This is a genomic window from Bradyrhizobium sp. USDA 4354 (assembly GCF_054060315.1).
The window spans coordinates 6290153-6317101 of the sequence record NZ_JBSSDC010000001.1; the positions used below are offsets into that span (position 1 = coordinate 6290153).

27 protein-coding genes are annotated in these 26949 nt (G+C 63.9%); 12 read left to right on the top strand and 15 right to left on the bottom strand.

Going from position 1 to position 26949, the window contains the following annotated elements:
• Window positions 1–119: 119 nt before the first annotated feature.
• A complete protein-coding gene (locus ACVIIV_RS29365; RefSeq protein ID WP_456747269.1) occupies window positions 120–344 on the bottom strand; it encodes a hypothetical protein in 225 nt (74 codons plus the stop codon).
• On the opposite strand from ACVIIV_RS29365, the gene ACVIIV_RS29370 reads away from it, so the two are divergent.
• The 3 genes from ACVIIV_RS29370 to ACVIIV_RS29380 all read left to right on the top strand — a co-directional run bounded on the left by ACVIIV_RS29370 (window position 337) and on the right by ACVIIV_RS29380 (window position 3236).
• A complete protein-coding gene (locus tag ACVIIV_RS29370) occupies window positions 337–1929 on the top strand; it encodes an ATP-binding protein (RefSeq protein ID WP_456747270.1) in 1593 nt (530 codons plus the stop codon). The two genes, ACVIIV_RS29365 and ACVIIV_RS29370, sit on opposite strands and share 8 nt — an antisense overlap.
• A 220-nt stretch (window positions 1930–2149) precedes the next feature.
• Window positions 2150–2731 carry a peroxidase-related enzyme gene (locus tag ACVIIV_RS29375; RefSeq protein WP_456747271.1) on the top strand — a complete coding sequence of 194 codons (582 nt, stop codon included), beginning with the start codon at window positions 2150–2152 and terminating at the stop codon, window positions 2729–2731.
• A gap of 10 nt (window positions 2732–2741) precedes the next feature.
• Complete coding sequence (locus tag ACVIIV_RS29380) at window positions 2742–3236, top strand: MgtC/SapB family protein (protein ID WP_456747272.1); 495 nt, start codon at window positions 2742–2744, stop codon at window positions 3234–3236.
• Window positions 3237–3485: 249 nt separating this feature from the next.
• Here the strand turns inward: ACVIIV_RS29380 and ACVIIV_RS29385 are convergent, their stop codons facing one another.
• The 4 genes from ACVIIV_RS29385 to ACVIIV_RS29400 form a co-directional block, all read right to left on the bottom strand.
• Entirely contained in the window at window positions 3486–4631 is a 1146-nt protein-coding gene (locus tag ACVIIV_RS29385) for a PepSY-associated TM helix domain-containing protein (RefSeq protein WP_456747273.1), read from the bottom strand.
• 5 nt (window positions 4632–4636) lie between these two features.
• Window positions 4637–6637: a TonB-dependent siderophore receptor gene (locus ACVIIV_RS29390; RefSeq protein ID WP_456747274.1), complete on the bottom strand. Its 2001-nt coding sequence runs from the start codon at window positions 6635–6637 to the stop codon at window positions 4637–4639.
• Between the two features lie 518 nt (window positions 6638–7155).
• Window positions 7156–9720, bottom strand: a complete 2565-nt coding sequence (locus ACVIIV_RS29395; protein ID WP_456747275.1) for a cation-translocating P-type ATPase — start codon at window positions 9718–9720, stop codon at window positions 7156–7158.
• Window positions 9717–9884 carry a hypothetical protein gene (locus ACVIIV_RS29400; RefSeq protein ID WP_456747276.1) on the bottom strand — a complete coding sequence of 56 codons (168 nt, stop codon included), beginning with the start codon at window positions 9882–9884 and terminating at the stop codon, window positions 9717–9719. Before ACVIIV_RS29400 ends, ACVIIV_RS29395 begins: the two co-directional genes overlap by 4 nt.
• Window positions 9885–10313: 429 nt before the next feature.
• Between ACVIIV_RS29400 and ACVIIV_RS29405 the strand changes: the two genes are divergently transcribed.
• Together ACVIIV_RS29405 and ACVIIV_RS29410 are read left to right on the top strand one after the other, a co-directional pair.
• Window positions 10314–10910 (top strand): hypothetical protein, encoded by a 597-nt coding sequence (locus ACVIIV_RS29405; protein WP_456747277.1) that lies wholly within the window; start codon window positions 10314–10316, stop codon window positions 10908–10910.
• A 131-nt stretch (window positions 10911–11041) separates the two neighbouring features.
• Entirely contained in the window at window positions 11042–11239 is a 198-nt protein-coding gene (locus ACVIIV_RS29410) for a hypothetical protein (RefSeq protein ID WP_456747278.1), read from the top strand.
• A 30-nt stretch (window positions 11240–11269) separates the two neighbouring features.
• Here the strand turns inward: ACVIIV_RS29410 and ACVIIV_RS29415 are convergent, their stop codons facing one another.
• Window positions 11270–11413, bottom strand: a complete 144-nt coding sequence (locus ACVIIV_RS29415; RefSeq protein WP_456747279.1) for a hypothetical protein — start codon at window positions 11411–11413, stop codon at window positions 11270–11272.
• 265 nt (window positions 11414–11678) lie between these two features.
• Between ACVIIV_RS29415 and ACVIIV_RS29420 the strand changes: the two genes are divergently transcribed.
• Window positions 11679–11834 carry a hypothetical protein gene (locus ACVIIV_RS29420; RefSeq protein WP_192859585.1) on the top strand — a complete coding sequence of 52 codons (156 nt, stop codon included), beginning with the start codon at window positions 11679–11681 and terminating at the stop codon, window positions 11832–11834.
• Between the two features lie 33 nt (window positions 11835–11867).
• On the opposite strand, the gene ACVIIV_RS29425 is transcribed toward ACVIIV_RS29420, so the two are convergent.
• On the bottom strand, window positions 11868–12491 hold the full coding sequence (locus tag ACVIIV_RS29425; protein WP_456747280.1) for a ParB-like protein: 624 nt from the start codon (window positions 12489–12491) through the stop codon (window positions 11868–11870).
• Between the two features lie 334 nt (window positions 12492–12825).
• Between ACVIIV_RS29425 and ACVIIV_RS29430 the strand changes: the two genes are divergently transcribed.
• From ACVIIV_RS29430 to ACVIIV_RS29455, 6 genes are all read left to right on the top strand, one after another.
• Window positions 12826–13167 carry a hypothetical protein gene (locus ACVIIV_RS29430; protein WP_212370723.1) on the top strand — a complete coding sequence of 114 codons (342 nt, stop codon included), beginning with the start codon at window positions 12826–12828 and terminating at the stop codon, window positions 13165–13167.
• A gap of 234 nt (window positions 13168–13401) precedes the next feature.
• Window positions 13402–13689 (top strand): acyl carrier protein, encoded by a 288-nt coding sequence (locus ACVIIV_RS29435; RefSeq protein ID WP_007592476.1) that lies wholly within the window; start codon window positions 13402–13404, stop codon window positions 13687–13689.
• Between the two features lie 10 nt (window positions 13690–13699).
• Entirely contained in the window at window positions 13700–14170 is a 471-nt protein-coding gene (locus tag ACVIIV_RS29440; RefSeq protein WP_122403819.1) for a 3-hydroxyacyl-ACP dehydratase FabZ family protein, read from the top strand.
• Window positions 14167–15372, top strand: a complete 1206-nt coding sequence (locus tag ACVIIV_RS29445; protein ID WP_456747281.1) for a beta-ketoacyl-ACP synthase — start codon at window positions 14167–14169, stop codon at window positions 15370–15372. The genes ACVIIV_RS29440 and ACVIIV_RS29445 overlap by 4 nt, the downstream gene beginning before the upstream one ends.
• A 21-nt stretch (window positions 15373–15393) precedes the next feature.
• Entirely contained in the window at window positions 15394–16671 is a 1278-nt protein-coding gene (locus ACVIIV_RS29450) for a beta-ketoacyl-ACP synthase (protein WP_456747282.1), read from the top strand.
• A gap of 8 nt (window positions 16672–16679) precedes the next feature.
• The gene (locus ACVIIV_RS29455) at window positions 16680–17612 is read left to right on the top strand and encodes a lipid A biosynthesis lauroyl acyltransferase (protein ID WP_456747283.1); all 933 of its coding nucleotides are present in this window, start codon (window positions 16680–16682) and stop codon (window positions 17610–17612) included.
• Window positions 17613–17713: 101 nt separating this feature from the next.
• Here the strand turns inward: ACVIIV_RS29455 and ACVIIV_RS29460 are convergent, their stop codons facing one another.
• The 8 genes from ACVIIV_RS29460 to ACVIIV_RS29495 all read right to left on the bottom strand — a co-directional run bounded on the left by ACVIIV_RS29460 (window position 17714) and on the right by ACVIIV_RS29495 (window position 26756).
• A complete protein-coding gene (locus tag ACVIIV_RS29460) occupies window positions 17714–18061 on the bottom strand; it encodes a DUF433 domain-containing protein (protein ID WP_456747284.1) in 348 nt (115 codons plus the stop codon).
• 56 nt (window positions 18062–18117) lie between these two features.
• Window positions 18118–19224 (bottom strand): polyamine ABC transporter substrate-binding protein, encoded by a 1107-nt coding sequence (locus ACVIIV_RS29465; protein ID WP_456747285.1) that lies wholly within the window; start codon window positions 19222–19224, stop codon window positions 18118–18120.
• A 7-nt stretch (window positions 19225–19231) separates the two neighbouring features.
• A complete protein-coding gene (locus ACVIIV_RS29470) occupies window positions 19232–20410 on the bottom strand; it encodes an aminotransferase (protein ID WP_456747286.1) in 1179 nt (392 codons plus the stop codon).
• Window positions 20411–20418: 8 nt separating this feature from the next.
• Complete coding sequence (locus tag ACVIIV_RS29475; RefSeq protein ID WP_025035596.1) at window positions 20419–20745, bottom strand: rhodanese-like domain-containing protein; 327 nt, start codon at window positions 20743–20745, stop codon at window positions 20419–20421.
• 158 nt (window positions 20746–20903) lie between these two features.
• Window positions 20904–22838 carry a potassium transporter Kup gene (locus ACVIIV_RS29480; RefSeq protein ID WP_456747287.1) on the bottom strand — a complete coding sequence of 645 codons (1935 nt, stop codon included), beginning with the start codon at window positions 22836–22838 and terminating at the stop codon, window positions 20904–20906.
• A 138-nt stretch (window positions 22839–22976) separates the two neighbouring features.
• Window positions 22977–24878 carry a potassium transporter Kup gene (locus tag ACVIIV_RS29485; protein ID WP_456747288.1) on the bottom strand — a complete coding sequence of 634 codons (1902 nt, stop codon included), beginning with the start codon at window positions 24876–24878 and terminating at the stop codon, window positions 22977–22979.
• A 249-nt stretch (window positions 24879–25127) separates the two neighbouring features.
• Window positions 25128–25958 (bottom strand): OmpA/MotB family protein, encoded by an 831-nt coding sequence (locus ACVIIV_RS29490; protein ID WP_028145261.1) that lies wholly within the window; start codon window positions 25956–25958, stop codon window positions 25128–25130.
• A gap of 24 nt (window positions 25959–25982) precedes the next feature.
• Entirely contained in the window at window positions 25983–26756 is a 774-nt protein-coding gene (locus ACVIIV_RS29495; RefSeq protein ID WP_456747289.1) for a motility protein A, read from the bottom strand.
• Between the last annotated feature and the right edge of the window lie 193 nt (window positions 26757–26949).

The following is a 26949-nucleotide window of genomic DNA, read 5'->3' on the forward strand; positions in this document are numbered from 1 at the left end:
CCCGATCCATTGGCCTGGAAAAGCAGCCTTTTCCGTCGATTTCACCCCGCAAGTATGCATCAGGAACAAACCTATTGGCCGAATTGTCGCGGATTTAACGGAGCGGGCGCATCCAGCGTTTAACCGTTTGTGCAGCGACGGCCGCGCATAGTCAGGGCAAATCCCTTGCTCTTGCCAGGTTCATCAATCGTGACATCCTTTGGACGCGTGATTTCGGTTCGCGGGTCGCTCGCCCGGGTCGGGCTTTTGGCGGCGAGCCAAATGCCGATATCGGAGGTTCGGGCGACCGTCGGCCGTTTCGTCAGCATTCGCTGTGCCAGCTCGGTCATCGTTGCGATGATCACCGAGGTCTCCTGCGAGAATCTGTCGAGCGCCGACAACTACATCGCCATCGCCTCGGTGGACTTGCTTGGCGAGATCCTCAATGCCGCGGACAAGGCCAAATTCCAGCGCGGCGTCACCAACTATCCCACCATCGGCGATGCCGTCGACCTGATCACCAGCCAAGAGCTGCGCACGATCTATGCGCCGACCGGGTCGGACCAGATCAATGTCGGCTTCCTTCAGCAGGACCGCTCCGTCGTCGCCTATGTCGACGTCGAGGAAATGCTGTCCAAGCACTTTGCGGTGCTGGGGTCGACCGGCGTCGGTAAGTCGACCGGCGTCTCGCTCCTGCTCAACGAGATCCTGAAGGCGCGTCCGAACCTGCGCATCTTCCTGCTCGACGTGCACAACGAATATGGCCGCTGCTTCGGCGACCGCGCGCTGGTGCTCAATCCGCGGAACCTGAAGCTGCCGTTCTGGCTGTTCAACTTCGAGGAAATCGTCGACGTGCTGTTCGGCGGCCGCGCCGGCGTGCCGGAGGAGCTCGACATCCTCGCCGAGGTGATTCCGCTCGCCAAGGGCGTCTACACCCAGTACCAGAACGCTGACCGCATCGGCCTCAAGCGCATCGATCCCAAGCAGATCGGCTACACGGTCGACACGCCGGTGCCCTATCGCCTGGTCGACCTGTTGTCGCTGATCGACGAGCGCATGGGCAAGCTCGAGAACCGTTCCTCGCGGATCATCTATCACAAGCTGATCTCGCGCATCGAGGCCGTGCGCAACGACCCGCGCTACGCCTTCATGTTCGACAACGCCAATGTCGGCGGCGACACCATGGCCGAGGTGATCAGCCATCTGTTCCGCCTGCCCGCCAACGGCAAGCCGATGACAGTGATGCAGCTCGCCGGCTTCCCGGCCGAAGTCATCGATTCCGTCGTGTCGGTGCTGTGCCGCATGGCCTTCGATTTCGGCCTGTGGAGCGACGGCGTCTCGCCGCTGCTGTTCGTCTGCGAGGAAGCGCATCGCTATGCCTCCGCCGACCGCAACATCGGCTTCGGCCCGACCCGCAAGGCGGTGTCGCGCATCGCCAAGGAGGGTCGCAAATACGGCGTCTATCTCGGCCTCATCACTCAGCGCCCCGCCGAGCTCGACGCCACCATCATCTCCCAGTGCAACACGCTGTTCACGATGCGCCTTGCCAACGACCGCGACCAGGCGCTGCTGCGCGCTGCAGTGTCGGACGCCGCCGCGAACCTGCTCTCCTTCGTGCCCTCGCTGGGCACCCGCGAGGTGCTGGCCTTCGGCGAAGGCGTCGCTCTGCCGACGCGGCTGCGTTTCAAGGAGGTGCCGCCGCACCAATTGCCGCGTGGCGAAGCCACCATCTCCAGCGTACCGTCGGTCACCTCCGGTCACGACATGCACTTCGTCGGCGCCGTGCTGGAGCGCTGGCGCGGCGCCACATCGCAGCGCGACGTGCCGAACGATCCGGTGTTCTCGGCCCCGCCGGCGAAGATGATGTCCAGCGTCGAAGCCCCGATGCTGCAACCGTCGATGGGCCTCGATCCGGACCGTTTCTCGCTTTTGAAGAAGCCGCTGCGGTAGCACATCTCCCGTGTCCCGGACGCGCCGCAGCGTGAAACGCTGCTGCGCAGAGCCGGGACCCACGCCGCGATCACCGCCATCAAGCAAACCTGGGCCCCGGCTCAGCAGCGCACCGCCGAAGAGGCGCTGCGCCGCGTCCGGGGCACGAGACCTTGCGACGCCTCTGGAGCGCCTCATCCGCATCGACTATGGTTGCCGGCCCAAGCCGGAACCCACGCCCATGACAAGAACCGCCGCACAACGCTTCCCCGCCCCCGCCCTCGACACGCTGCCCGACGACATCCGCACGCGGCTTCTCGCCGTGCAGGAGAAGAGCGGCTTCGTGCCGAACGTGTTTTTGACGCTGGCCTATCGACCCGACGAGTTCCGCGCCTTCTTTGCCTATCACGACGCGCTGATGGAAAAGGACGGCGGCCTCACCAAGGCCGAGCGCGAGATGATCGTGGTGGCGACCTCGGCGGCGAACCAGTGCCAGTATTGCGTGATCGCGCATGGCGCGATCCTGCGCATCCGCGCCAAGAACCCACACATCGCCGACCAGGTCGCGGTGAACTACCGCAAGGCCGATATCACGCCGCGGCAGAAGGCAATGCTCGACTTCGCCATGAAGGTCTCGACTGACGCGCAGCGGATTTCCGACGACGACTTCGCCGCGCTCGCGCCGCACGGCTTCAGCGACGACGACATCTGGGACATCGCCGCGATCGCCGCCTTCTTTGCGCTGTCGAACCGGCTCGCGAATTTCACCGGCATGCGCCCAAACGAGGAATTCTACCTGCTGGGACGACTGCCGAAGACGTGACGGGCAAGACATGACCGAGCTCGATTGGCCCGAAATCCTGCTGCGCCTCGGCACAGCTACGCTCGCCGGCAGCGCGATCGGCCTCAACCGCGACCTGCAAGGCAAGCCGATCGGGCTGAAGACGCTCGGCATCGTCGGGCTCTCCACAGCGACCGTCGTGCTCCTCGGCGCCCAGTTCGCCGAGCCCGGCAAGATCACCGACGCGGCGAGCCGCATCATCCAGGGCATCCTCACCGGCATCGGCTTCCTCGGTGCCGGCGTCATCGTCCACGAGAGCGAGCGTTTTCGGGTGCGTGGCCTGACCAGTGCCGCCTGCACCTTCCTGGCCGCCTGCCTCGGCATCGTCTGCGGCACCGGGCAATGGAAGATCGTCGCCGTCGCTCTGGCGCTGGCTTTCGTGCTGCTCACAATCGGCCGCCGCATCGAGCGCTGGCTGCACCGGATGCTGGGGGGCAAGGACGAACGTCACGATGTCGAAAGCGGCCAGGAAGAGCACCACCTTTAGTAGCCCGTTCGACCGCGCCGTCAGCGCACGCGACCTGCGCGCCGCCAGAAGAAGGCGGCAAGCGCGATTGGCGACGAAAGTGCCAGCCACGACAGGCCATCCCAGATCCCATCTCCAACGAGCGCCAGACCGAGCCCCACGGCGCAGATCAAGCCGACGAGGAGCGGCGTTCGGAACACATTCCAGGCAGTTCTGTGGTGCCGGGCCCGGTTCGGAACGTCTACCCTGGAAACGGACGGGGGCATGGGATTAGACGCCGACTGCTGCGGTCCGGCCTGCGCCGAGCGGCCTGCGGCCGACCGACGATCTTCTCCTTGCCGCCCAGAGATAGATTCCACTGACGAGGACGATGATCGTGATCACGTCAAGAACCGCCCAGACGATCTTCAGCGGAAGCCCGCCATAGTCGCCGAAATGCAGCGGGCGCGAGACCTGAAGCGTCTTCAGATACCACGGCACCTCGGGCGCAACGATCGTCTTGCCGTCACTGGCGTCGACCAGCATCGGCTGAAGCATGCGCGCCGTGAAGGGCGTGGCGCCCTTGGTCCAGACGACGAGATGCTGCGGGCTGCCGAAGCGCGCCGAGGTCGGCATCGTCACCGAGGTGACCAGGCGATCCGGAAATCTCGCGCGGACGAGCTCGACGGCCGCCTGAACCGAAGGTATCGGAGCCACGGGCTTGCCCAGATGAGGCGCCAGCAATACGGGAATGAGCTGCGCCCGCCACAGGTCGAACAGCGGCGTCGCCAGCGTGTTGATCATGCCGGTGAGGCCCACCGCCATCGTCCAGGTCACGGTGACGATGCCGAGGAGATTATGGGTGTCGAGCCATTTGAGGCGGCGCGACGACCGCCGGCGGATCGTGCCGAAATCCAGCCGGCGCATGAACGGCCAATAGACCACGACACCGGATATGATCGACGCGGCGAACACGAGACCCATCGCCCCGAGAAACAATTCGCCGGGCAGGCCCGCGAACATGTCCTTGTGAATCCGGAGCACAATGTCCATGACGTCCTGATGGGGGGCCTCCTCCCCGAGCACCTCGGCGGTCCGCACATCGAGAGTCAGGCGATGGAAGTTGCCCGGCGCCGGGACCGCCGTCGGAGATACCGCGATCGTGACCAGGGGGTCGGACTGCTTCAGATTGAGAAGCAGGACGTACTGACCGGGAAAGCGCGCCTCAGCCGCCGCGATCATCCGGTCGAGCGAGAGACGCGGCGTTCCTTCGGGCATGGCGGGCGCCGCGATCTCATCCTCGAGCAGCTCGTCGATCTCGTCGTGAAAGACCAGCGGGAGCCCCGTCACGCACAGCATCAGCAGGAACAGCATGCACACCAGCGAGGTCCAGGTGTGAATGCGGGACCAGAGGCGGATCGTGCGTGCCTGAACCATGACTTCTACCAGCGATAGCTCACCGTGCCCGTGACGGTGCGCGGGCTGGTGTATTGGCAGCCGCCATTCGTCGTGCAGGCGAGGGTGACGCGGTCGGCGATGTTCTTCACGTTCAGCGCGAGGTTGACACCCTTGGGCTGGCGATGGTGCAGGCCGGCATCGAACACGACGTAGCCTTCGTTGACGATGGTGTTGGTGGGATCGGCGAAGGTCGGCCCGTTGTAGCGGACGCCGCCGCCAAGACCCCAGCCGTCCCAGGAGCCGCCCTGCACCGTATAGTCGACATAGGCCGACGCAAGCTGGCGAGCGACCAGCGTCGGCACCTTGCCAAGGTCGGTCCCGGTGGTCTGCGTCACTCTCACGTCCTGGTTCGTATAGGTCGCCACGAGGTTCAGCCCAGGCACGATCTGCGCCAGAGTCTCGAACTCGATACCGCGCGAATTCACCTCACCGAGTTGCGTTGAGAAGTTGAGATGTGCCGGATCGGGCGTAAGCGAATTCTGTCGTGTCAGGTCATAGAGCGCCACGGTCATCAGCAAGGTCCGGGACGGCTGATATTTGATGCCGACCTCATGCTGCTGCGCCGTGGTCGGCTTGAACGGGTTTCCGAAGAAATCGAAACCTGGCGTAGGCAGGAAAGATTCCGAGTAGCTGTAATAGGGAGCCACGCCGGAATCGAACACGTAGGAGACGGCACCTCGCTTGGTGAAGGCAGTGTCTTTGGTGTCGGTTGTCTTGTTGGTCAGCAAAGCGAAGCTGCTCTGTTCCGACGCATCGTACCGGCCGCCCAGCGTGAAGATCCAGTTCTGAATCTTCATCTGGTCCTGCACATAGACGCCGACCTGATCGATGGCCTGGTTCGCCGAGGGACTGAAGAGCGTGGTCGGAACCACGACGGCCTGGTCGTAGACCGGATTGATCCGGCTGAGCGAGGGCGCGACACCGGAATAGGTCCGGTTGGTCATGTCGAGCGTCAGATAGTCGATGCCGGAGACCACCGTATGCTGAAGCGGCCCCATGCTGAACTTGCTGATCAGATGGTTATCGGTCGACAGTGAATCCGACTGCTCCACCGTGCGAACCGCGCGCCGCCCGAAGACGGTGAGGGTGTCGAGCGGATTTCCGGAGAACGTCAGATAGCGATAGTCGAGTTCGCTGTGGCCGTACCGGGCCTTTGATTCGAAGATCAGATTGTTGCTGAAGCGATGCTCGAACTGGTACCCGACCCGCTCCTGCTCCTGATCGAACTTGTTGTAGCTGGGATCGCCGAGAAACAGCGGCAGCGCCGTGACGTTGGTGATCTTCGCACCGGTCAAATGAAACATCGACAGCGGAAAGGCGTTGCCAGTCAGGTCGTGGGTATAGTCGGCGAGAATAGTCAACGTCGTGTCGTTGGTCGGCTTCCAGGTTACGGCGGGGGCGATATAGGTCCGGTTGTCCTTCACGAAATTCGAGAAGTTGGCGATCTGCGCATCGGAATCGCGAAACACGCCGGTCAGGCGGTAGAGCAGGGTCCCGTCCTTGGTCGCGGGCCCGCCGAAATCGAACGCGCCCTGAAACCGGTCGTAATTGCCGAACTGGCCGACGATCTCGCCAAAAGCCTGCTCGGTTGGCCGCTTGCTGATGACGTCGACGAGGCCGCCCGGTGCACCCTGCCCGTACATGACCGAACTCGGTCCCTTGATGACGTCGATGCGCTCGAAACCATAGGGCTCGTTGCGTAACAGTGAAAAGAAGGCGGGATCGCCGACCTCGCGAAGTCCATCGCGATAGGCGCCGTAGCCGTTGTTGTCGAAGCCGCGGATGAAGACGTTGTCAAAGCGCGGGTCCTTGCCGCCCGGCTGAACGGCGAGACCCGCGACGTACTGCAATCCCTCGACCAGCGTCGTGACCGAGCGAGCATCGAGCTGGTCGCGGCTGACGACGGAGACGGATTGCGGTGTCTCGAGGATCGGCACGTCGGACTTCATCGCAGCCGAGCTGACGACCGGTACGAAGCCCCTCACCGGATCAGTACCGCGTTCCGTTGCAGCGGCGGCCGGTTGAGAAGGCGCTTGGGCCGCCTGTCCTGCCGCACGCGATCGCGTATGTCGGGCGCTCGCGGATCGCGAGTTGCGCGGCGTCGTGACTTGGCGCTTGTTCGGGCGGCTTTGCTCGACCACGACGGGCGGAAGGTCCGATGTTCCGCTCGCGCCCTGGGCCTGCGCGTTGCCGCCGAAGGCGATGGCAGAAGGAAGCGCGACAAGACCGCACAAAATTGACACGCGCCCGCACTTCGTTGTGCGTGCGTCAAACACAAATTCCAGCATTCCCAGTCCCCGAATTACCGGGACGAGCATGCAGAGACTCCGAACGCACAATCAAAGTTTTTTGGACGTTGGTGTCGTAGAATCTGTATAGACTGGATCCGTTCTAATGAAATGGCGTCAGCATCTCGCGCTCGCCTTCCGCTGGCTGCATGAATTCCCGACGCTGCTGATCCACCACCGCGCTCACCACGACGACCGATCTGCCGCGTCACGATTTAGAATCGCAACCGCCGGCCCCAAAGCGGCTTCAGCAGTTCGAGCGCCGTGAGCACCAGCAATCCCGCGCCGAGGGTTATCATCAAGTCGTCAAGGTGCAGCGGACCGAAACGAAAGAGACCGGACGCCGGCGGCCAGAACAGGGCCGTGGCGAGAACGAGCGCAATCGAGAGGAATATCCAGAGCAACGCCGGGTTCGGACGAAAGAAGGCGGACAGGAAGGATGCGCTGAAGGATCGATTGACCAGCACCAGTGCGACGACGCAGACGACGAGCGCAATGAATGCGAGCGTGCGCGCCTCATCGGGCGGAATGCCGGAACGAAGCGCCAAGATGAAGATCAGAGCAATCAAAGCGAAGGCCATGACGCCCTGCAGGACGCTCCACCCGATCAAGGCCCACGAGAACAGCTCCGCGTCGGCACGCCGCGGCGGACGCTTCATGACGTCGCGCTCCTCCCGCTCGGCTTCGAACACCAGCGAGCAGACGGGGTCGATGATCAGCTCCAGAAATGCGATGTGAACCGGGCCGAGAACCAGCGGCAGTCCGAAGACCAGGGGAAGCAGCGCAAGCCCTGCGATCGGAACGTGGACGGCGAAAATGAAGGCCATCGCCTTGCGCAGATTGTCGTAGATCCGGCGTCCCAGGCGGATGGATGCGACGATGGAGCTGAAATCGTCGTCGAGCAGGACGATCGAGGATGCCTCGCGAGCGACGTCGGTGCCCCGGCCCCCCATCGCGATCCCGATATGGGCGGCCTTCAGTGACGGTGCGTCGTTGACGCCGTCGCCCGTCATCGCGACGATCTCGCCGTTGCGCTTCATCGCCTGAACGATCCGCAGCTTCTGCTCCGGCAGAACCCGCGCGAAGACGTTCACGTTGCTGACGAGTGCCTCGAGCGCGCGGTCGTCCGCGAGCTTGACCTGCTCGCCGGTCACGACCGCGTTGACGTCGAGCCCGGCCTGCCCGGCGATCGCCATGGCGGTCGCCGGATAGTCGCCCGTGATCATGACGACGCGGATGCCGGCCGAACGGCATTCACCCACCGCCTTGGGGACGCCCGGGCGAAGCGGATCGGCCAACCCGACGAGACCGATGAAACGAAAGGCGAAGCCCTCCTGTGACGGCGGCAGGACCTCACCGTCGTAAGTTGCGGCGGCTACGCCCAGCACGCGAAGACCATGCTTCGCCATCGCTGCGACCGCATCCCGCATCGCCTCCTGGTCCGCACCATCCAGCTTGCAGAGCCGCGCAATCGCCTCGGGGGCACCTTTCGCCGCGGCGAGGACTCCCTGGCGATGCGGCAACCGCCAAACCTGGGTCATCGCCAGCAGTTCGGGCCGCAGGCCGTAGGTGCGTATCATGGTCCGAGCGCCCTCGGTTTCGTCATCCTCCGGCAGACTCGCCTGCACGAACGCGTGTAGGGCCTTCTCCATCGGATCGAACGGTTCTGGCGAGCTCGCCAGAACGCTGCAACGCGCCAGCTCGAAAAACTCTGCTCCCACAGGAGCGGGCTGCGCGGACGCAAGCCGCAGGCATGTGCCGTCGCGCAATCTCAGCTCCGCAATCGACATCCGGTTCTGCGTCAGCGTGCCGGTCTTGTCGGTGCACAGCACCGTGGCGGAGCCAAGCACCTCGATCGCGGCAGCGCGCCGCGTCAGCACGCGCACCTTCGAGATGCGCCAGGCGCCCATGGCCATGAACACAGTGAGGACGACGGCAAACTCCTCGGGAAGCATGGACATGCCGATTGCGATGCCCCCGAGCATCGCCTGCAGCCAATCCCCGCGCAATGTTCCGTAAAGCAGGACAGCGGCCAGGCTGATCGCCACGCCGCCGAGAAAGCAAAGCCGTACGAGCCGCGCGGTCTGCTGCTGCAGCCGCGGCGGCTCCGGCTGCAAGCCATGCAGCGACAGTCCGATCTTGCCGATTTCGCTGCGAGGGCCGGTGGCCTCGACCTCGGCCAGGCCCTCACCTCGCACGACCAGCGAGCCCGAATACACGAAGGGCTGGTCATCGCCGCCCGGGCGATGATCGACCAAGGCCGTTTCTGCGGACGCTATCTTGACTAGCTGCTTGCGAACCGGAACCGACTCTCCGGTCAGCAAGGACTCATCGACAGCCAGATCTCGCGCGCTGACGAGCACCGCATCTGCCGGAACCCGATCGCCTTCGGCCAGGACGAGGAGATCGCCACGAACGACGTCCCGGCCTGCGATCCGCCGGCGTTCCCCGTCCCGGACCACGAGCGCTCGCGGACTGGTCAGCTCTCGCAACGCTTCCAGCACGCGTTCGGTGCGGGTTTCCTGCACGATCGTGATCACGACCGAGATGGCACCGAATGCCAGGAGAAGCAGTGCCTCGCGGAGGTCACCGAGCAGGAGATAGACCAGCCCGCCGCACAGGAGGAGCGCGAGCATCGGCTCGCGTAACACCTCGAGCACGATGTGCAGCGGGGTGCGGCGGTCGGGCCGAGGCAGTTCGTTGTAACCTTCCTGTTGCAGCCGCAGCCGAGCCTCGGTTTCGCTCAGCCCGACCGAAGCGCCGCGTTCTGCCTTGCTCACGTCTTCCGCCGCAGGCTCCAGAGACTTCCAGCTCCCACGATGGCCGTCACAAGCAGGACGGCGACGAAGGTCTGGATGATGGTGAAGTTCAGGGCATCACGGGCGACGAACAGCGCAGTGACCGCGCCGGCGATGACAAAGATGACGCGAAAGATGATGCTCATGGTCATGTCTCCGATCAGCATGACCTAGAGCCCGCCTCACCCTCGACATCGGGCGCAACGCTCTTCGGCAATCATGCAGGCGGACAGTACCGGCCGGTACCGACACGCATTTGCGGCAGGTCAAAGCGTGCCTGGGACGCGATGTCGCTGCCCCCGCGAATTCCGCCGCCCCTTGCTTGCTTCAAGACATATCCGCGAGCAGCACGGCCGGAGACGACCAGCGCGTGATTTGCATGTGAAAATGAACACGCCAGGACCGGAGATAAAGTTCCCGCAAGACGGGAACCGGAATGATTTCACAATCTCACACGTTTTATTAAGAGTCTCTCGCGTTACTGGCGCAAACACTTCGGCACAACCTCCATAGTTTTCCGTCAAGACCACGGACGGAGACGCGGAGGAGTCGTGCCTGCTAGAGGGCGCCATCTCATGAACCTGCGAGCATCCATCATCGCGACGTGCATTGGCGCAGCATTCTTCGGAGTTGGCTACGCGTGGAACTACCAGCCGGACATCATCAATCCCGATGAAATATGGAGCATGTTTCAGTCTGAGCATCGCATGGCCCGAGCGGCGGTCTCTCGCATGCTCATCGAGCCCGATTCGGCTTACTTCAGCGGCCTGCGAACGGTCGAAGCAGACGCTGCGAGATACGTATGCGGCGCCGTGAAAGCGAAGAGCAAACGCGGCCACTATATCGATGCGGCGTTCGTTTACACCGTCGCCAGCGACTTCGCCCGGGTCGACGACGACGGCCGCATTACATCCCAACACTCCCCCTACAAATCGTGCCCAACCGCGGCCGAGGTCAGGATTGCCGAACAACAAGTGCCGATAGCACCCGGCACGCTGGCGGCGGCCAAGGCCATCGGGAAGATCATCCCCCAATCCAGCGGCGGGACGATGGAGCAGCAGCTTGGCCAGCTGGCCGCGCAGACAGCAGCAGTCGCGCCGGGATCGGGGCAGTCTTCGAGTCCGGCCGCGACGGGACCGGCGCTGATGGGGCAGCTTGCAGGGCGGCCTTAAGCTCCGAGGTGAAGGCGGCCCCGGAAAGCGACGTCACTTGGCAGGCCGATCGGCCTCCAGCCGCATGGCCGGCACTCCTGCCAGACCAATGCCCGGCGAAATCGGCGCAACAGCGGACGACCGCTGAAACCTTGGCTCTTGCGAAGGAGGTCGAAGCCCGCTGGGCGCAGCCGCGAATATCGGAGGCTTCGACCAAGCGCGTGTTGTCGGAAGACATCAGGAAGGCACGTTGCGCGCTGCTTGCGATCGATCCCGCGGACAAGGAATATCCGCAGGCTTGGGCAGCCTTCGTGCGGCTTCGGGACATCGAACGCGAACTGGCCGGTTGAAGCCATACACGCGCGCAAGGCGCGTTGCCGCTAGCGCTTTGCCATCAACTCGAGCGCCGGAGCAAAGCGCTCTGCGAACGTCAACGTCTTGGCGTGATGGACTGCGGCAAAGGATGCCGAGATTCCTGCCGAAGCGACCGCGAGCAAGGCAAGTACGAAAACCAGACGGCGCATGTTCGCCTCCTGTGTGAGCTCGACTACTCCATAGAGATGGGACGGCTCTGTTTCAGGACGGTTTCATGGGCGCAGAAATTGATTTCGCTCAAGCGGCTGTGATGAGATCCAGCTTATCTCTGCGCATTCCGTAACCAACTAACAATGGTCGACCTGTTTTGCAGCGGAGCGCGGCCGTGTTGGGACTTTACATCCGCGGACACGATCCTAAGCACTGCGGCGACCAGCGCATTCGCTGGAATGGGAGTCATCAAGGACGACGCAAATGAAGATCGTGATCCAGAAGCTCAATGGCTTGTGGCACCTCATTGTTGGATCGTGCCAGATCCGAACGCCTTTCCTGGACACCCAGGACCGCGCGCTGGTGATCACTTACGCCCGCCGCGCCTACCCCGGCGCCAGGATCTTCCAACGCGACTGATGTGAAGCATCACGACACGAGATTCCCGCTGCCCTAATCGTCGTCCGCCGGACCGCACCAGCCGGGTAGATAGACCGCATTCTTGCTTCTGGCCGCGGCCATCGCCTTCTCGATCGCCTTGTCGAAATCGGCTTCCACCACCTTGCGCGACACCCGTCGGCGCAGGAAGTCGGCCCACAGGAATTCGGAGAACGGCGTGGTGTCCTTGGCGAAGCCGCCCATGCGGCGCAATTCGCCGGCAAGGCTGCGGAACGGATCATCCTTGAGGTCGGCGACCGATTTCGGCAGATCGCGGAACGACCGCCGCTCGCCCTTGGCGTCGTAAGGGTAGACCCAGCGCTTGTTGTCCATGACGCCCCAGAACGCCTCGCGCTCGACCATCCTGAGGTCGCCGACGATGGTCACCAACACCTCCTTGACGCCTTCATCGTGCAGCGCGCGGCCGAGATGATGATGGTCGATCACATAGTAGCGCAAGTCGGGGCCGTAGACGACCGGGATCATGTGCTTGCCGAGCAGGTCGGCCTGCTTCTTCTTGTCGTGCTCGCGCCAGCGCTTGCGCTTCTCCCTGACCTCGCGCATGCCCACCGTCAGCTGCGTCGGCCGGAGCGACAGGATCGCGACAGGATGCACTCGCGGCTCGCGCGTATTGGTCATGATCGAAAGGTCCTCACATGGTTGCAGCTGATGGCCCCGACTTCTCGCGACTATGCCATGGGCCCTGCGGGGACAAAATCCGTTCGGAAAGGACGCGGAGATCACAAGTCGATAGCGACGGGACGATGGGACGAACTCCGTGGCTGTTGTTGTGCCTGTCGTTGCAGCGCAACCCCCGCGCCGCTGGCTCGAACGCCCGTTCCCCGGTCGCTCCACGCCAGTCCGCGCACAAATAGCTAAATTGCACAAATGCACGCGGGCATTGAGAAGATTTTCTGCAACGCGCTCCTCACCTATGCTATCTAAATTGTTGCTTCGGAGTGATCCCCGCCCCATGAACAACCAGCGGCCCATAAGCTCTGATGACGAGCACCGGGTGCTCCAGTTCAGGCCGCGCACCCCGCCTTCCCCGGCGGTCCAGCGCGGCAGCGGCACCGTGCAACCGCTGCGCGTCGCACCCGAACGGCTGGACCTGTCGCGCTACGAGCAGCCCCGCGCCGAGCCCGACAATTTCCGCCAACGCATGCTTGCCAACATCGCAGCGCTGGCCTTCACCATCGCGCTGACCGCGATCGGGATCTGGCTCGCGGTCAGCATCGCCGACCTGCGCCGGACCCAGGATTGCGTGCTGATGGGCCGCCGCGACTGCGTCAAGATCACGACGCCGCATATTTAGGACCGGCCCGGCGCTGGCTGCTCGGCGGAAAGGTCCCAGCGGGCATCCCCAACCCTGTGCCTCGCTGTCTCCCCGGGCCCGCCCGGCTCCATTGAACTCAGGGCGGCGCTCCGATATACGGGCTTTCGACCCGGCCAGAGGGGGGTTTGAGGGCGTCATCAGGGGCGCGATGCCCACCCACCGTGCCACTCTGGACAATCTGAAAAATATCCGCAATATATCAAAGGCTTAGTGATGTCTTCCACATTCGATCAGGTCGCCACGATCATCGCTGAAACCTGCGACATCCCGCGCGACACGATCACGCCGGATAGCCATGCCATCGATGACCTCGGTATCGACAGCCTCGATTTCCTTGATATCGCGTTCGCGATCGACAAGCAGTTCGGCATCAAGCTGCCGCTGGAGAAGTGGACTCAAGAGGTCAACGACGGCAAGGCGACCACCGAGCAGTATTTCGTGCTGAAGAACCTGTGCGCCCGCATCGACGAACTGGTTGCGGCCAAGGGCGCGAGCGCCTAAGGGCGCAGTCATGCAACTCGAATACTTCCACATGATTGATCGCATCGTCGACCTCAAGGTCGACGAGAAGACGATCGTCGTCGAAGCGCAGGTCCCGCAGGAAAGCACCATCTTCGAGGGGCACTTCCCGGGCTATCCTTTGATGCCCGGCGTGCTCCTGATCGAATCGATGGCGCAGGCCTCGGGCTGGCTTCAGCTCGGCGTGTTCAAGTTCGAACGCATGCCGATCCTGGCCGCCGTGAAGGAAGCCAAGGTCCGCGGCTCGGTCTTTCCGGGTGATCTCATGAGCATCGAGGCGAGCCTCACCCATGAAGGCTCCGGCTACGCCATGACCGAGGCCAAGATCAGGGTCGGCGGCAAGCTGCGCGCGAATTCGGCGCTCACCTTCACGCTGATCCCCTTCCCCAATGCGGATATGCGCTCTCACATGGACGCGATCGCCAAGCGCGTCGGATTTCCGCAACAGGCCGTATCGCCATGACTGACACTCCCGCTTCAAAGCCAGGCCAGACCGAAGTCTGGATCACCGGCATTGGATTAGCCACCTCGCTCGGCGAGGGCCTGGACGCCAACTGGGCCGCGCTTCAGGAGAAGCGCATCAATGTCGACGAGAAGGGCTTTGCACCCTACATCGTGCATCCGCTGATGCCTGTTGCCTTCGACAGCCAGATCCCGAAGAAAGGCGACCAGCGCCAGATGGAAGCCTGGCAGCGCATCGGCACCTATGCCGCTGGTCTTGCGCTCGATTCCGCCGGCATCAAGGGCAACAAGGACATCTTGTCGAAGATCGACATGGTGATCGCCGCCGGCGGCGGAGAGCGTGATCTCAACGTCGACAGCGGCGTGCTGACGGCCGAGGCCAAGGGCGCCAACGCGCCCGGCTTCCTCAACGAACGGTTGATGAGCGATCTCAGGCCGACGTTGTTCCTGGCCCAACTCTCCAACCTGCTCGCCGGCAACATCGCCATCGTGCACGGCTTGGGGGGCACATCGCGCACCTTCATGGGCGAAGAGGTCGCCGGCGCCGATGCCGCCCGCATTGCGCTTGCGCGCATCGCCTCGGGCGAGAGCGACATCGCGCTGGTCGGCGGCTCGCACAATGGCGAACGCAAGGACTTGCTCGTCCTCTATGAGTTCGGCGACTTTAATCTGAAGGACAAGTTCGCTCCCGTGTGGGCGCGCAAGGACCATCCCGGCTTCGCGCTCGGCTCGGCCGGCGCGTTCCTGGTACTGGAATCGCGGGCGCATGCGGAAGCGCGCGGCGCAAAGCCGTTCGCCAAGCTCACGAGCGTCGTTGCCGACCTCGCCCGCCGCAAGCAGCCCGGCGACATGACCGCGACGCTGGAGAAGCTTTGGGGAAAGCTGCCTAAGCGCGAGGGTAAGGGTGCGATCATATCAGGAGCGACCGGCGCCGAGCCCGCGACCTCGGAAGAGCGTGGCTTCCTGAAGAATCATGCCGACCTCCCGGTGCGCTCGACCGGCACGGTGTTTGGCCACGCCATGGAGACGCAATTCCCGCTCGGAATTGCCCTCGCTGCGCTGTCGATCTCGCGTGGTGCTCTGTTCCCGCCGAACGATTCGACCGGGACCGAGATTGAAATGAAGGGCGTGCCTACCCAGATCGTGGTGGTGGGAGCCGGACACTGGCGCGGCGAAGGCATGGCGCTGGTCGAGGCGGTTTAGTTAGCTCAAGCGGGGATCGACATGACTGCACCACGCGACAAACTCGGGCGTCCGGTCGTCGTCGTCACCGGCATGGGCATCATGACCTCGCTGGGTGCCGGCAAGGCCGACAATTGGGCAAAGCTCGTTGCCGGCGAATCCGGCATCCGCACCATCACGCGCTTTCCGATCGACGGCCTCAAGACCACGATGGCTGGCACGGTCGATTTCGTCAGCGTCGATCCGTTCTCCTCTACCGCCCTCTCCGAGCGGATGGCCGAGCTGGTGACGCAGGAAGCGCTGGAGCAGGCCGGCATCGGCGCCAACGCCGATTTCCCGGGTCCCCTTTTCCTTGCGGTTGCGCCGGTCGAGGTCGAATGGCCGCAGCGTCGCGAACTCGGTCGCGCCGTCGGCCAGCAAGACATCACCTATGACGACTTGCTGCGCATTTCCGGCGGCGGCAAGTACAACACCTATCATCATCGCTTCATGTTCGGCTCGGTTGCCGCGTATCTCGCCGAGACGTTCGGCACCAAGGGCTCGCCGATCTCGCTGTCGACGGCCTGCGCCTCGGGCGCAACCTCGATCCAGCTCGGCGTCGAGGCGATCCGCCGCGGCGAGACTGACGCCGCGCTGTGCGTCGCGACCGACGGCACCGTGAACCCGGAAGCGCTGGTGCGCTTCTCGCTGCTTTCGGCGCTGTCGACTCAGAACGATCCGCCGCAGGCGGCCTCCCGCCCCTTCTCCAAGAACCGCGACGGTTTTGTGATGGCCGAAGGCGCCGGCGCCCTGGTGCTCGAAAGCTACGAGGCGGCGACTGCGCGCGGCGCAAAGATCCTGGGCGTGATCGCCGGCTGCGGCGAGCTCACCGATTCCTTCCATCGCACCCGCTCCTCGCCCGACGGCAAGCCGATCATCGGCTGCATGAACAAGACGCTGGCCGATGCCGGCATGACGCCGGACCAGATCGACCACATCAACGCGCACGGCACCTCGACACCCGAAAACGACAAGATGGAGTTCAACACGACATCGGCCGTGTTCGGCGAGCTCGCGCAGAAGATTCCGGTCACCTCCAACAAGTCGATGGTCGGCCACACCATCTCGGCCGCCGGCGCGGTGGAAGCGATCTTCTCGCTGCTTACGCTCGAGCATCAGCGCATTCCGCCGACGATCAATTACGAGACCCCGGATCCCACGATCCTGTTCAACGTCGTCGGCAACAAGGCGCGCGACGCCCGCGTCACCGCCGTGATGTCGAACTCGTTCGGCTTCGGCGGCCAGAACGCCTCGCTGATCCTGACCCGCGAACCGGCCTGACCGGACGCATGGCACTGCTTCCTGCGAGCATGAAGGCCCGCGCGCGGGAGGCTGCCAAATCGCTCGGCGGAAGCCTGATCGGCGCCGCAACCGTCGCGATGCTGCGCACCACGCGCTATTTCGACCCGGTCAAGACTTCGGACTTTTTCGCGCGCGCCGTAAAGCTGATCGGCCCGCGCCTGCGCGAGCACCGCATCGGCCGCGCCAATCTCACCGCCGCCTTTCCGGAGAAATCGCCGGAGGAGATCGAACAGATCCTGATGGGCGTCTGGGACAATCTCGGCCGCGTCGGCGCCGAGTTCGCCCATATCGACCATGTCTGGAATTACGACCGCGATGCCCCGGAGAAGAGTCGGATCGAAATTCCCCCGCGCAGTATCGAGCTGTTCGACCAGATCCGCGACGACGGCAAGCCGGCGCTGATCTTCGCCGCTCATCTGGCCAATTGGGAATTGCCGGCGCTCGCCGCCGTCGCGCATGAACTGGATACCGCGATTCTCTATCGCCGCCCGAACATCGCCTCCGCCGACCGCATCATCCAGGAGATGCGCCAGGTCAACATGGGCACGCTGATCCCGGCGGGCCGCGACGCGCCCTTCCGGCTCGCGCAGGCGCTCAAGGACGGCAAGCACGTCGCCATGCTGATCGACCAGTATCTCACCGCCGGCGTCGAGGTCACCTTCTTCGGCCGCAAGACCCGCGCCAACCCGATGCTGGCGCGCCTCTTGCGTCAGGTCGAATGCCCGATCCACGGCGTCCGCATCATCCGCCTGCCCGGCGGCCGCTTCCGCGGCGAGCTCACCGAAGAGATCAAGCCGGTGCGCGATGCGGACGGCAAGATCGACATCCAGGGCACGACGCAGGCGATCACGAGCGTGGTGGAAAGCTGGGTGCGCGAGCATCCCGAGCAGTGGCTGTGGCTGCATAGAAGGTGGCGGTAGTTGCTCCGTCATTGCGAGCGCAGCGAAGCAATCCAGGCTGCGTCCACGGAGAGATTCTGGATTGCTTCGCTGCGCTCGCAATGACGGCACTATTGGTCCCCTCATCCTGAGGTGCGAGCTGCGGAGTGCATTTGCACTGCGCGGCGAGCCTCGAAGGATGAGCGGCCGAGATGCCACCGGACTGACGCGAGGCTTGCTCTGCGGCGCAACGCGCCACAGAGCACGAACCTCAGGGTGACGGTCTGGCTGTCTTGACTGCCTCCCGCGTAGTTCAAACAAGCGAGCACGTCTTCATTTGACAGCCCAGGATAATTTGCGAGGATATCGGCTTCGCTCCAGCCGTCATCCATCAACCCGATGATAAACTCGACCGCGATGCGCGTCCCGCTGATCACGGGCTTGCCCGCAAGCACATCAGGCGCAAGCGAAATGCGAGGATGCTCTGTCATTGATCAGGACCCAATCTACCTAACTGGACGCGATAGCGAATTTGGAACTGCCGCTCTTACCTTCCTGTCTTCACCTTGGTCCAGAGTCGGTTGATGATCCGCTGCGTCGCCGGCTCGCGCGCTGTGATGACGAACAATTTGGCGAGCGTCGCCTCGTCCGGATAGATGTTCCTGTCGTTCAGGATCTTTGGATCGACCAGCTTCTGGCTGGCGAGGTTGCCATTGGCGTAGGATAGGAAGTCCGAGTTCTTGGCGGCGACGTCGGGCCGGTAGAGATAGTTGATCAACTCGTAGGCTTGGCTGACGTTCTTGGCATCGGCGGGGATCGCGAGATTGTCGAAGAACATCTGCGCGCCCTCCTTCGGGATCGCGTAGCCGATCTCGATGCCGCTTTTGGCCTCGGCGGCGCGAGCACGGGCCTGCATGATGTCGCCGGACCAGCCGACCACGAAGCAGATCTCGCCGGTGGCGAGCGCACTCAGATATTCGGACGAGTGGAACTTGCGCACCGACGGGCGAACCTTTGCCACGGCGTCGGCAGCCTTCTCCAGGTCCGCCTGCTTGGTCGAGTTCGGATCGAGCCCGAGATAGTTCAACGCCGCCGGAAAGATGTCGTCGGCGGAGTCGAGCATGTGCACGCCGCAGCCTTTGAACTTGGCGAGGTTCTCCGGCTTGAACACGATGTCCCAGCTATCGATCTTCGCATCAGCCCCCAGGATCTGCTTCACCTTGGCGACGTTGTAGCCGATGCCCGTCGTGCCCCACATGTAGTTGGCGGCGTAGACGTTGCCGGGGTCGTAGGTCGCCAGATGCTTGGTCACCATTGGCCAGGCATTGGCGAGGTTCGGCAGCTTCGACTTGTCGAGTTTCTGGAAGATGTTGGCCTTGATCTGGCGCTGCAGGAAATAGGCCGTGGGCACCACGACGTCATAGCCGGACTTGCCGGCCATCAGGCGCGTCTCCAACGTCTCGTTGGCGTCGAAGGTGTCGTAGACGACCTTGATGCCGGTCTCCTTGGTAAAATTCTCAAGGACGTCCGGCGCCATGTAGTTGGACCAGTTGTAGAAGTTGACGACCCGCTCCTCGGCCCCGGCGGGGACGGAGAGCAACGTCAGTGCCGCGGCGATCGCGAAACCAAGCCCAGGGCGGCTGACGTTCGTCATCGCTCGTCTACCTCTTGCGTCCACGCACCGCGTCCGACAGCCGCTCCAGCGCGGTGTCGAGCGTCTGGTCCTTCTTGGCAAAGCAAAAGCGCACCACCGAGGTCACGGGGTCCTGCTCGTAGAACGCTGAGACCGGGATCGCGGCGACCTTGTAGTCCTTCACGATGCGCCAGCAGAACTCGGTGTCGCTCTCGTTGAGCCCGAGCGGCGACAGGTCGACGGTGAGGAAATAGGTCCCTTGCGACTTCAGTACGGGGAAGCCGAGGCTCTCCAGCCCCCTGGTCAGGCGGTCCCTGCTCCGCGTCAGATCCTTGCGCATCGACAGGAAGTAGTCGTCGGACTTGCCGAGGCCGTAGGCGACGGCGGCCTGCAGGTTCGGTGCCGTGGTGAAGGTCAGGAACTGGTGCACCTTGGCCGCCACTCGCAACAGCGGCGGCGCCGCGCAGACGAAGCCGATCTTCCACCCCGTGAGCGAGAAGATCTTGCCGGCCGAGCCGACCTTGATGGTGCGCTCGCGCATGCCGGGGATGGTGATCAGCGGGATGTGCTTGTGCTCGTCGAAGGTGACGTGCTCCCAGACCTCGTCGCAGATCGCGATGACGTCGAACTCCTGACAGTAGCGCGCGAGCAGCTCGAGGTCCTCGCGCGGATAGACCACCGCGCTAGGATTCAGAGGATTGTTGAACAGCACCGCCTTGGTCTTTGAATTGAAGACGCTTTTCAGCATGTCCTCATTCAGCCGCCAATGCGGAGGCTCGAGCCGGACGAGGCGCGGAATGCCACCGGCCTGGCGGATGATCGGCAGGTAGGAATCATAGACCGGCTGGAAGCAGACCACCTCGTCGCCGGGTTGCACGACGGCGAGGATCGCCGAGGTCAGTGCCTCGGTGCCGCCGGAGGTGACCATCACCTCGCTCATCGGATCGAGCTTGAGGCCGTGCCAGTGGCCGTAATGGGTCGCGATCGCCTGGCGCAGCTCCGGCAGGCCCATCATCGAGGGGTACTGGTTGTAGCCGTTCAGCGAGGCCTCGGCCGCGGCGCGGCGGATGTCCTCAGGCCCGGGATCGTCAGGAAAACCCTGGCCGAGATTGATGGCATTGTTGTCGCGCGCAGCCTGCGACATCGCCTCGAAGATGGTGACGGGAAGGTCGGCGAAGACCTTGTTCAGGGACGAGCTTTTGGACATCGGGCCGATCAGCCACCGACCTTGCTGGGAAGACCCGCCGCCTTCCAGCCCAGCATGCCACCGGCCAGATGCTTGTCGTAAGGCAGGCCCGCCGCCTGCGCCGCCAGCGAGGCCGTCACCGAGCGCTTGCCCGAGCGGCAGGCGAACACGACCTCCTTGCCGGCGGGATCAGGAATCGCCTTGGGATCGAAGGTCGAGAGCGGAACCACGACGCCGTAAGGGTAAGCCTCGGCCTCGACCTCGTTCGGCTCACGGACGTCGACGAGCAGATAGCGCCCTTCCGCGACACCCTTGGCGACCTCGTCCGGGGTCAGATCCTGCACCTGATTTGCCACTTCATCCTCCAACGTCGCAAGCCGCATGCCGGGGCGATCCCGGCCGGCGGCAACCTCGCCTCTCGGGAGACGAAAATCAAGCGCCACAAAGGCTTGAGCCGCGCGGCGCAAGTTAAAGCTAAATCGCAGCGACTTGAAGCGCGCTTTGAATCCTGGCCCTAGATCGTCACCTGGGTGCCAACCTCGACGACGCGGCCGCTCGGGATCTGGAAATAGTCGGTGGCATCGTTGGCGGAGCGGCTCAGCGAGATGAACAGTCGGTCCTGCCAGCGCGGCATGCCGGAATGGGCGGCGGGCTTGAGCGCCCGGCGCGACAGGAAGAACGAGGTCGACATGATGTCGAATTGCCAGCCGAGCTTGCGGGCGATCGCGAGGGCCTTCGGCACGTTGGGCGATTCCATGAAGCCGAACTTCAGCGTCACCTTGGAGAAGGTCGGTGAGATCTGCTCCAGCCTGACGCGCTCGGCCGGATCGATCCGCGGTGTCTGCGCGGTCTCGATGGTGAGAATGACGTTCTTCTCGTGCAGCACCTTGTAGTGTTTCAGACTATGCATCAGCGCCGTCGGCGCGCTGACGGGATCCGAGGTCAGGAACACGGCAGTGCCCGGCACCCGCTGCGGCGGCCGCTTCTCCAACATCGCCACGAGGTCGGCGAGCGGGAATTCGAGCTTGCGCGACTTCTCAAACAAGAGGCGGCTGCCGCGCCGCCACGTGTACATCAGGATGATCATGAGCGCGCCGAGCGCCAGCGGCACCCAGCCGCCCTCGAACACCTTGAGCAGGTTCGCAGCAAGGAAGGTCACGTCGAGGAACAGGAACGGGGCGATCAGCGCGCCGGCGGCGAGCGGCGACCAGCGCCAGACCTTCCAGACGACGACGAAGCCCATCATCGCCGTGACCACCATGGTGCCGGTGACGGCAATGCCGTAGGCGGATGCGAGCGCGCTGGAAGAGCGGAACAGCAGCACCAGCAGCACCACGGCGATCAGCAGCAGCTGGTTGATGCGCGGGATGAATATCTGGCCGGAATGGGCTTCGGACGTATGGCGAATTTCGAAGCGCGGCAGCAGCCCAAGCTGAATCGCCTGGCGCGTCAGCGAATAGGCGCCGGTGATGACCGCCTGGCTCGCAATGACGGTCGCCATGGTGGCGAGCACGACCATGCAGCCACGGACGAAACCTTGCGGGAAGAGTTGGAAGAACGGGCTGACGATCGCACCGGGGTCGCCGAGCACCAGCGCCCCCTGCCCCATATAATTCAGCGCCAGCGAGGGCAGCACGATGAACAGCCAGGCGGTCTGGATCGGCCGCTTGCCGAAATGGCCGAGATCGGCATAGAGCGCCTCGGCGCCGGTCACGGCCAGGAACACCGCGCCCAGCGTGATGAAGCCGATGATGCCATGGTGCAGCATGAAGGACACGGCATAGAGCGGGTTCAGCGCGTACAGCACCTGCGGCTGCTGGATGATCGGATGGATCGCTGCGGCCGCGAGCACCGCGAACCAAACACACATGATCGGGCCGAAGAAGGCGGCAACGCGGGCGGTGCCGCGGGATTGCACGGCGAACAAAGCGACCAGGATCACCAAGGTCAGGGGAACGATGTAATGCTCGAACCTCAGGGTGACATCCTTCATGCCCTCGATGGCCGACAGCACCGAGAGCGCCGGCGTGAGCACGGCATCCCCGTAGAAGAGCGCTCCGGAAATGATGCCGAGCAGGACGATGATCGCCCCGCCTGGGCCGGTGCCAACCGCCCGTTGCGCCAGCGCCATCAGGGCGAGCGTGCCGCCCTCGCCGTTGTTGTCGGCCCGGAGCAGGATCACGACGTATTTGAGCGTCACCACGACGATGAGGGCCCACAGGATCAGGGAGAGCACGCCGAGCACGGCCGCCGGCGTAGGCACCCCCTCCGCGCCCGAGGCTGCCATCACCGCCTCGCGGAACGCGTAGAGCGGGCTGGTGCCGATATCGCCGTAGACGACGCCGATGCTGCCAAGAGTGAGCGCGCCGAATCCGGCGGTGGTATGGGCCTCGCCATGCCCGTTGACCGCCGCCGTCTCCGGGGCGGGAACTGCTACGTCACTGGTCATGGAAGAGCCTATGGCCTCTACAACGCTTCACGGCACAACGGCGGAGAGCGCGCGGCTTATAGTCCTGCGCTGCCGGCATAGCCTAGCCCGAATCCGGGCCCTAGCCATGCTTATTTTGCATGGATTCACCAGTTGCGCTCAAATAGTGACTTGGGTTCCGACTTCAACCACCCGCCCCGTGGGTATCTGGAAATAGTCAGTGGCATCGTTGGCGGACCGGCTCAGCGCGATGAACAAATGATCCTGCCAAAGCGGCATGCCCGACTGCGCCGAGGCTTTCAGCGACCGTCGCGACACGAAGAACGACGTCGACATGATGTCGAACTGCCAGCCCTGCTTGCGCGCGATCGCGAGCGCCTTGGGCACGTTCGGCTGCTCCATGAATCCGAAGCGCAGGCGAACCTTGGAAAACTTGTCGCTGATCTTCTCCATCCTGAACCGCTCCGACAGATCGACCCGCGGCGTATGTGCGGTCTCGATGGTCAGGATCACGTTGTGCTCGTGCAGCACCTTGTTGTGCTTGAGATTGTGCAAGAGCGCGGTCGGCACGAAAGCGGGATCGCTGGTCAGGAACACGGCGGTGCCCTTGACGATGTGCGGCGGCCGCTTCTCCAGGCTCCGGATCAGATCGTCCAGCGGCACTTCGATCCGGCGGGTCTTCTGGACCAGGATTGCCGAGCCCTTGCGCCAGGTCCAGATCGTCCCTGCCATGACGATGCCGAACAGCAGCGGCACCCAGGCGCCTTCGAGCAGCTTGAGCAGATTGGCGCTGAAGAAGCTCAAATCGACGACGACAAAGGGCATGATCACGGCCGCGGCCGCCGCCGCACGCCAGTTCCACAACTTCCAGATCACGACGAAGCCCATGATGCCGTCGGCGACCATGGTGGTTGAGACCGCAATGCCATAGGCCGAGGCCAGATTGCTGGGGGTGTGGAACAGCAGCACCAGCAGCATCACGCCGATCAGCAGCAAGCGGTTGACGCGCGGCAGATAGATCTGGCCGGCATGGGATTCGGAGGTGTAACGCACCTCGAAACGCGGCAAGAGGCCGAGCTGCACGGCCTGATAGACCAGCGAATAGGCGCCCGTGATCACCGCCTGGCTCGCGATCACGGTTGCGGCAGTCGCAAGCCCGACCAGCGGCAGCACCAGCTTCTCGGGCACCATGCGATAGAAGGAATGCTCGATGGCGCTGGGATCGGACAGCACCAGCGCACCCTGCCCGAAATAGTTGATCAAGAGCGCGGGCAGCACGAAGAACACCCAAGCCGACTGGATCGGCTTGCGGCCGAAATGGCCGAGATCGGCGTACAACGCCTCGCCGCCCGTCACCGCCAGGAACACGGCACCGAGGGTCACGAGGCCGATCGTGCCGTGCGACAGCACGAACTGCACAGCGTAATAGGGATTGATGGCCGCCAGCACGGAGGGGTCGTCGGCGATGTGGACAGCCCCCATGATGGCAATGACGGTGAACCAGATCACCATCACCGGCCCGAAGGCCGAGGCGACCAGCGCGGTCCCCTTGCTCTGGACCGCAAACAGCAGCACCAGAATGAGGACGGTGACCGGCACGACATAGTGCTCGAGCGCCGGGGTTGCGAGCTTCAGACCTTCCACCGCCGAGAGCACCGAGATCGCCGGCGTGATCATGGAATCGCCGATGAACATCGAAGCGCCGATCACGCCGAGCGCGAGCAGGACCCAGCTTCGGCGCCCGAGCGCGCGCTGGCCCAGCGCCATCAGCGAGAGCGTACCGCCCTCTCCGTTGTTGTCGGCGCGCAGCAGCAAAAGGACATATTTGGCGGTGACGACGATCAGGAGCGCCCACAGGATCAGCGAGAGCACGCCGAGCACGATGACGCGCGAGACCGGCTCGCCATGCGCCGCGGCCTTGACCGCCTCGTGAAATGCGTAGAGCGGCGAGGTGCCGATATCGCCGAAGACGACGCCGATGCTCCCGAGCGTGAGGGCCCAAAAGCCTGATGTGACCGGTTGCCCATCTTGGGTCTCGGTCGATGTGATGCTCGCCGTCATGAGGGTGGAAAACGCTTCGTCCCTGAATTTGATCCGGCGCCTTTTGACGCTTCCCGCGCGGCTGTCAATCGGCCTCCACCATAGCAGGCACCGGGACAGAAGCTGTGACGCCGCAGCAACGTTCATCGCCTGCGCGACGTCATGCCTCAGGTAAGATGGTAGCGCAAGAGGCCTATTTTCCGGGCATGATCTCGTCGGAAGACCGGTGCCCGCCTTGCGCTAACGCGGCCCTCCGGGTCCGGATCATGCTCACGGCTTCAGATTCGGCGGCAGCGGCGGATCTTCGCGCATCAGGGTGATGGTCACCCGCCTGTTGGCGGCGAGCGAGGGGTCGTCCGGAAACAGCGGCTGGGTATCCGCCTTGCCCGAGACGGCGAAGATGTGCGACGGCGGCAGGCCTTCGCGTTCGAGGATCTGGCGCACGGCATTGGCACGGTCGGCCGACAGATCGAAGGCGCCGTAGTCGCTGCGGGTCGGCACGAAGCCCGCCGCGGTGTGGCCGGCGATGGAAACGCGGAGCGGCGTGGCCTTGAGCGGGATCGCGAGCTTCTCGACCAGGCGCCGGGTGCGGTCATAGGGCACCTTGGAGCCGTCGGCGAACATCGAGCGGCCGTCCTGATCGACGATCTCCAGGTTGAGGCCCTGCTTGGTCTCCTCGAACATGATGTGCTTGGACATCTCGGTCAGCTCCGGCATGTCCTGCAACGCCTGGCGCAGCGAGGCCGCGGCCAGCGCGAAATTGCGGTCGACCTTGATCTTCGCGCCGGACGTCTTGTCGCGGTCCTCCTGATCCGGCGTCGGCGTGTTCGAGGCATCTTCAGGCTGGATGTGGTCGACGTTCTTCAGCCGCGGACGGGTCGGCAGACCGTCAGACTCGACGATGCCGGCGTAGCGCGCTTCGCTCTGCACGCCGAACGCGTCGCGCATGGACCCTGCGACGATCTTCAGCTTGTTGGCGTCCTGCGTCGAGAACGCGACGAGCATCACGAAGAAGCTCATCATCAGACCCATGAGGTCGGCGAAGGTCACGAACCAGCCGTGACCGCCTCCATGCGCATCGCCGCGTTTCTTCTTGGCCATGGCTGCAAATCCCGGCGGGCGGTCTTACGCCGGCACCGGTTCACCCTCGGCGTGGCGATGTTTCTCCGGCAGATAGGCCAGCAGCATTTCGCGCACCAAGGTCGGGCTCTTGGAGTCGCGGATCATCAGGATGCCGTCGATGATCAGGGTGCGGTTGGTCTCTTCATCCAGCAGCTTGCCGTGCAGCTTGTCCGCGATCGGCAGACAGAACAGGTTCGCAACCAGCGCGCCGTAGAGGGTGGCGAGCAGCGCGGTCGCCATGAACGGGCCGAGCTTGGAGGGGTCGGTCATGTTGGCGAACATCTGCACCATGCCGATCAGGGTGCCGATCATGCCGAAAGCCGGGGCGCAGTCGCCGATGGCGCGGTAGATCTTGCTGCCCTCGTCGAGGTGCATCAGGAAGTTGTCGCGGTCGCGCTCGAGATTGTCGCGGATGAAGTCGAGGTCGTAGCCGTCGGCGACGAAGCGGATGCCCTTGGCGAGAAACGGCTCGTCGGTCTCGACCTTTTCAAGACCCACCGGGCCCTGCTTGCGGGCGATCTCGGCGATGCGGGCGAGCTCGTCGACGAGGTCGTGCGCCGACAGCCGGCTCATGGTGAAGGCGAATTTGGCGCCGAGCGGAAGGCCGTGCAGGAGCGCTGAGAGCGGAAAGCGGATCATGGTGGCGGAGATCGAGCCACCGAAGATGATGATCATCGCATGTTCGGAGATGAACATGTGCAGGTCGCCGCCCATGAAAATCATCGCGACGATGACGATCGTGCCGGCCGTGAGCCCAACGCTCGTCATGATATCCATGGGAGACTCCAACGCGTACGCAACAACGGCCGTCCTGGCCGCTGGCGCGGCCCAACCCCGAACCGCATCTGAAACCCTAGAGCGCCGCCCTTAAAGCCGCGTAAAGGTTAAGTCTGGACGGTGTGCTGCCCGCCGCTGCGCCTGCTGCGGCTGCCGTCCAGCGATAGGAATTTAAACACTTCGCTAACCATAA

Excerpts from the sequence above, each read along its gene's own strand:
- ACVIIV_RS29370 (WP_456747270.1), top strand. The coding sequence starts at position 337 with ATGATCACCGAGGTCTCCTGCGAGAATCTGTCGAGCGCCGACAACTAC.
- ACVIIV_RS29375 (WP_456747271.1), top strand. The coding sequence starts at position 2,150 with ATGACAAGAACCGCCGCACAACGCTTCCCCGCCCCCGCCCTCGACACG.
- ACVIIV_RS29380 (WP_456747272.1), top strand. The coding sequence starts at position 2,742 with ATGACCGAGCTCGATTGGCCCGAAATCCTGCTGCGCCTCGGCACAGCT.
- ACVIIV_RS29385 (WP_456747273.1), bottom strand. The coding sequence starts at position 4,631 with ATGGTTCAGGCACGCACGATCCGCCTCTGGTCCCGCATTCACACCTGG.
- ACVIIV_RS29400 (WP_456747276.1), bottom strand. The coding sequence starts at position 9,884 with ATGAGCATCATCTTTCGCGTCATCTTTGTCATCGCCGGCGCGGTCACT.
- ACVIIV_RS29405 (WP_456747277.1), top strand. The coding sequence starts at position 10,314 with ATGAACCTGCGAGCATCCATCATCGCGACGTGCATTGGCGCAGCATTC.
- ACVIIV_RS29415 (WP_456747279.1), bottom strand. The coding sequence starts at position 11,413 with ATGCGCCGTCTGGTTTTCGTACTTGCCTTGCTCGCGGTCGCTTCGGCA.
- ACVIIV_RS29420 (WP_192859585.1), top strand. The coding sequence starts at position 11,679 with ATGAAGATCGTGATCCAGAAGCTCAATGGCTTGTGGCACCTCATTGTT.
- ACVIIV_RS29425 (WP_456747280.1), bottom strand. The coding sequence starts at position 12,491 with ATGACCAATACGCGCGAGCCGCGAGTGCATCCTGTCGCGATCCTGTCG.
- ACVIIV_RS29430 (WP_212370723.1), top strand. The coding sequence starts at position 12,826 with ATGAACAACCAGCGGCCCATAAGCTCTGATGACGAGCACCGGGTGCTC.
- ACVIIV_RS29435 (WP_007592476.1), top strand. The coding sequence starts at position 13,402 with ATGTCTTCCACATTCGATCAGGTCGCCACGATCATCGCTGAAACCTGC.
- ACVIIV_RS29440 (WP_122403819.1), top strand. The coding sequence starts at position 13,700 with ATGCAACTCGAATACTTCCACATGATTGATCGCATCGTCGACCTCAAG.
- ACVIIV_RS29445 (WP_456747281.1), top strand. The coding sequence starts at position 14,167 with ATGACTGACACTCCCGCTTCAAAGCCAGGCCAGACCGAAGTCTGGATC.
- ACVIIV_RS29450 (WP_456747282.1), top strand. The coding sequence starts at position 15,394 with ATGACTGCACCACGCGACAAACTCGGGCGTCCGGTCGTCGTCGTCACC.
- ACVIIV_RS29455 (WP_456747283.1), top strand. The coding sequence starts at position 16,680 with ATGGCACTGCTTCCTGCGAGCATGAAGGCCCGCGCGCGGGAGGCTGCC.
- ACVIIV_RS29460 (WP_456747284.1), bottom strand. The coding sequence starts at position 18,061 with ATGACAGAGCATCCTCGCATTTCGCTTGCGCCTGATGTGCTTGCGGGC.
- ACVIIV_RS29465 (WP_456747285.1), bottom strand. The coding sequence starts at position 19,224 with ATGACGAACGTCAGCCGCCCTGGGCTTGGTTTCGCGATCGCCGCGGCA.
- ACVIIV_RS29470 (WP_456747286.1), bottom strand. The coding sequence starts at position 20,410 with ATGTCCAAAAGCTCGTCCCTGAACAAGGTCTTCGCCGACCTTCCCGTC.
- ACVIIV_RS29480 (WP_456747287.1), bottom strand. The coding sequence starts at position 22,838 with ATGACCAGTGACGTAGCAGTTCCCGCCCCGGAGACGGCGGCGGTCAAC.
- ACVIIV_RS29485 (WP_456747288.1), bottom strand. The coding sequence starts at position 24,878 with ATGACGGCGAGCATCACATCGACCGAGACCCAAGATGGGCAACCGGTC.
- ACVIIV_RS29490 (WP_028145261.1), bottom strand. The coding sequence starts at position 25,958 with ATGGCCAAGAAGAAACGCGGCGATGCGCATGGAGGCGGTCACGGCTGG.
- ACVIIV_RS29495 (WP_456747289.1), bottom strand. The coding sequence starts at position 26,756 with ATGGATATCATGACGAGCGTTGGGCTCACGGCCGGCACGATCGTCATC.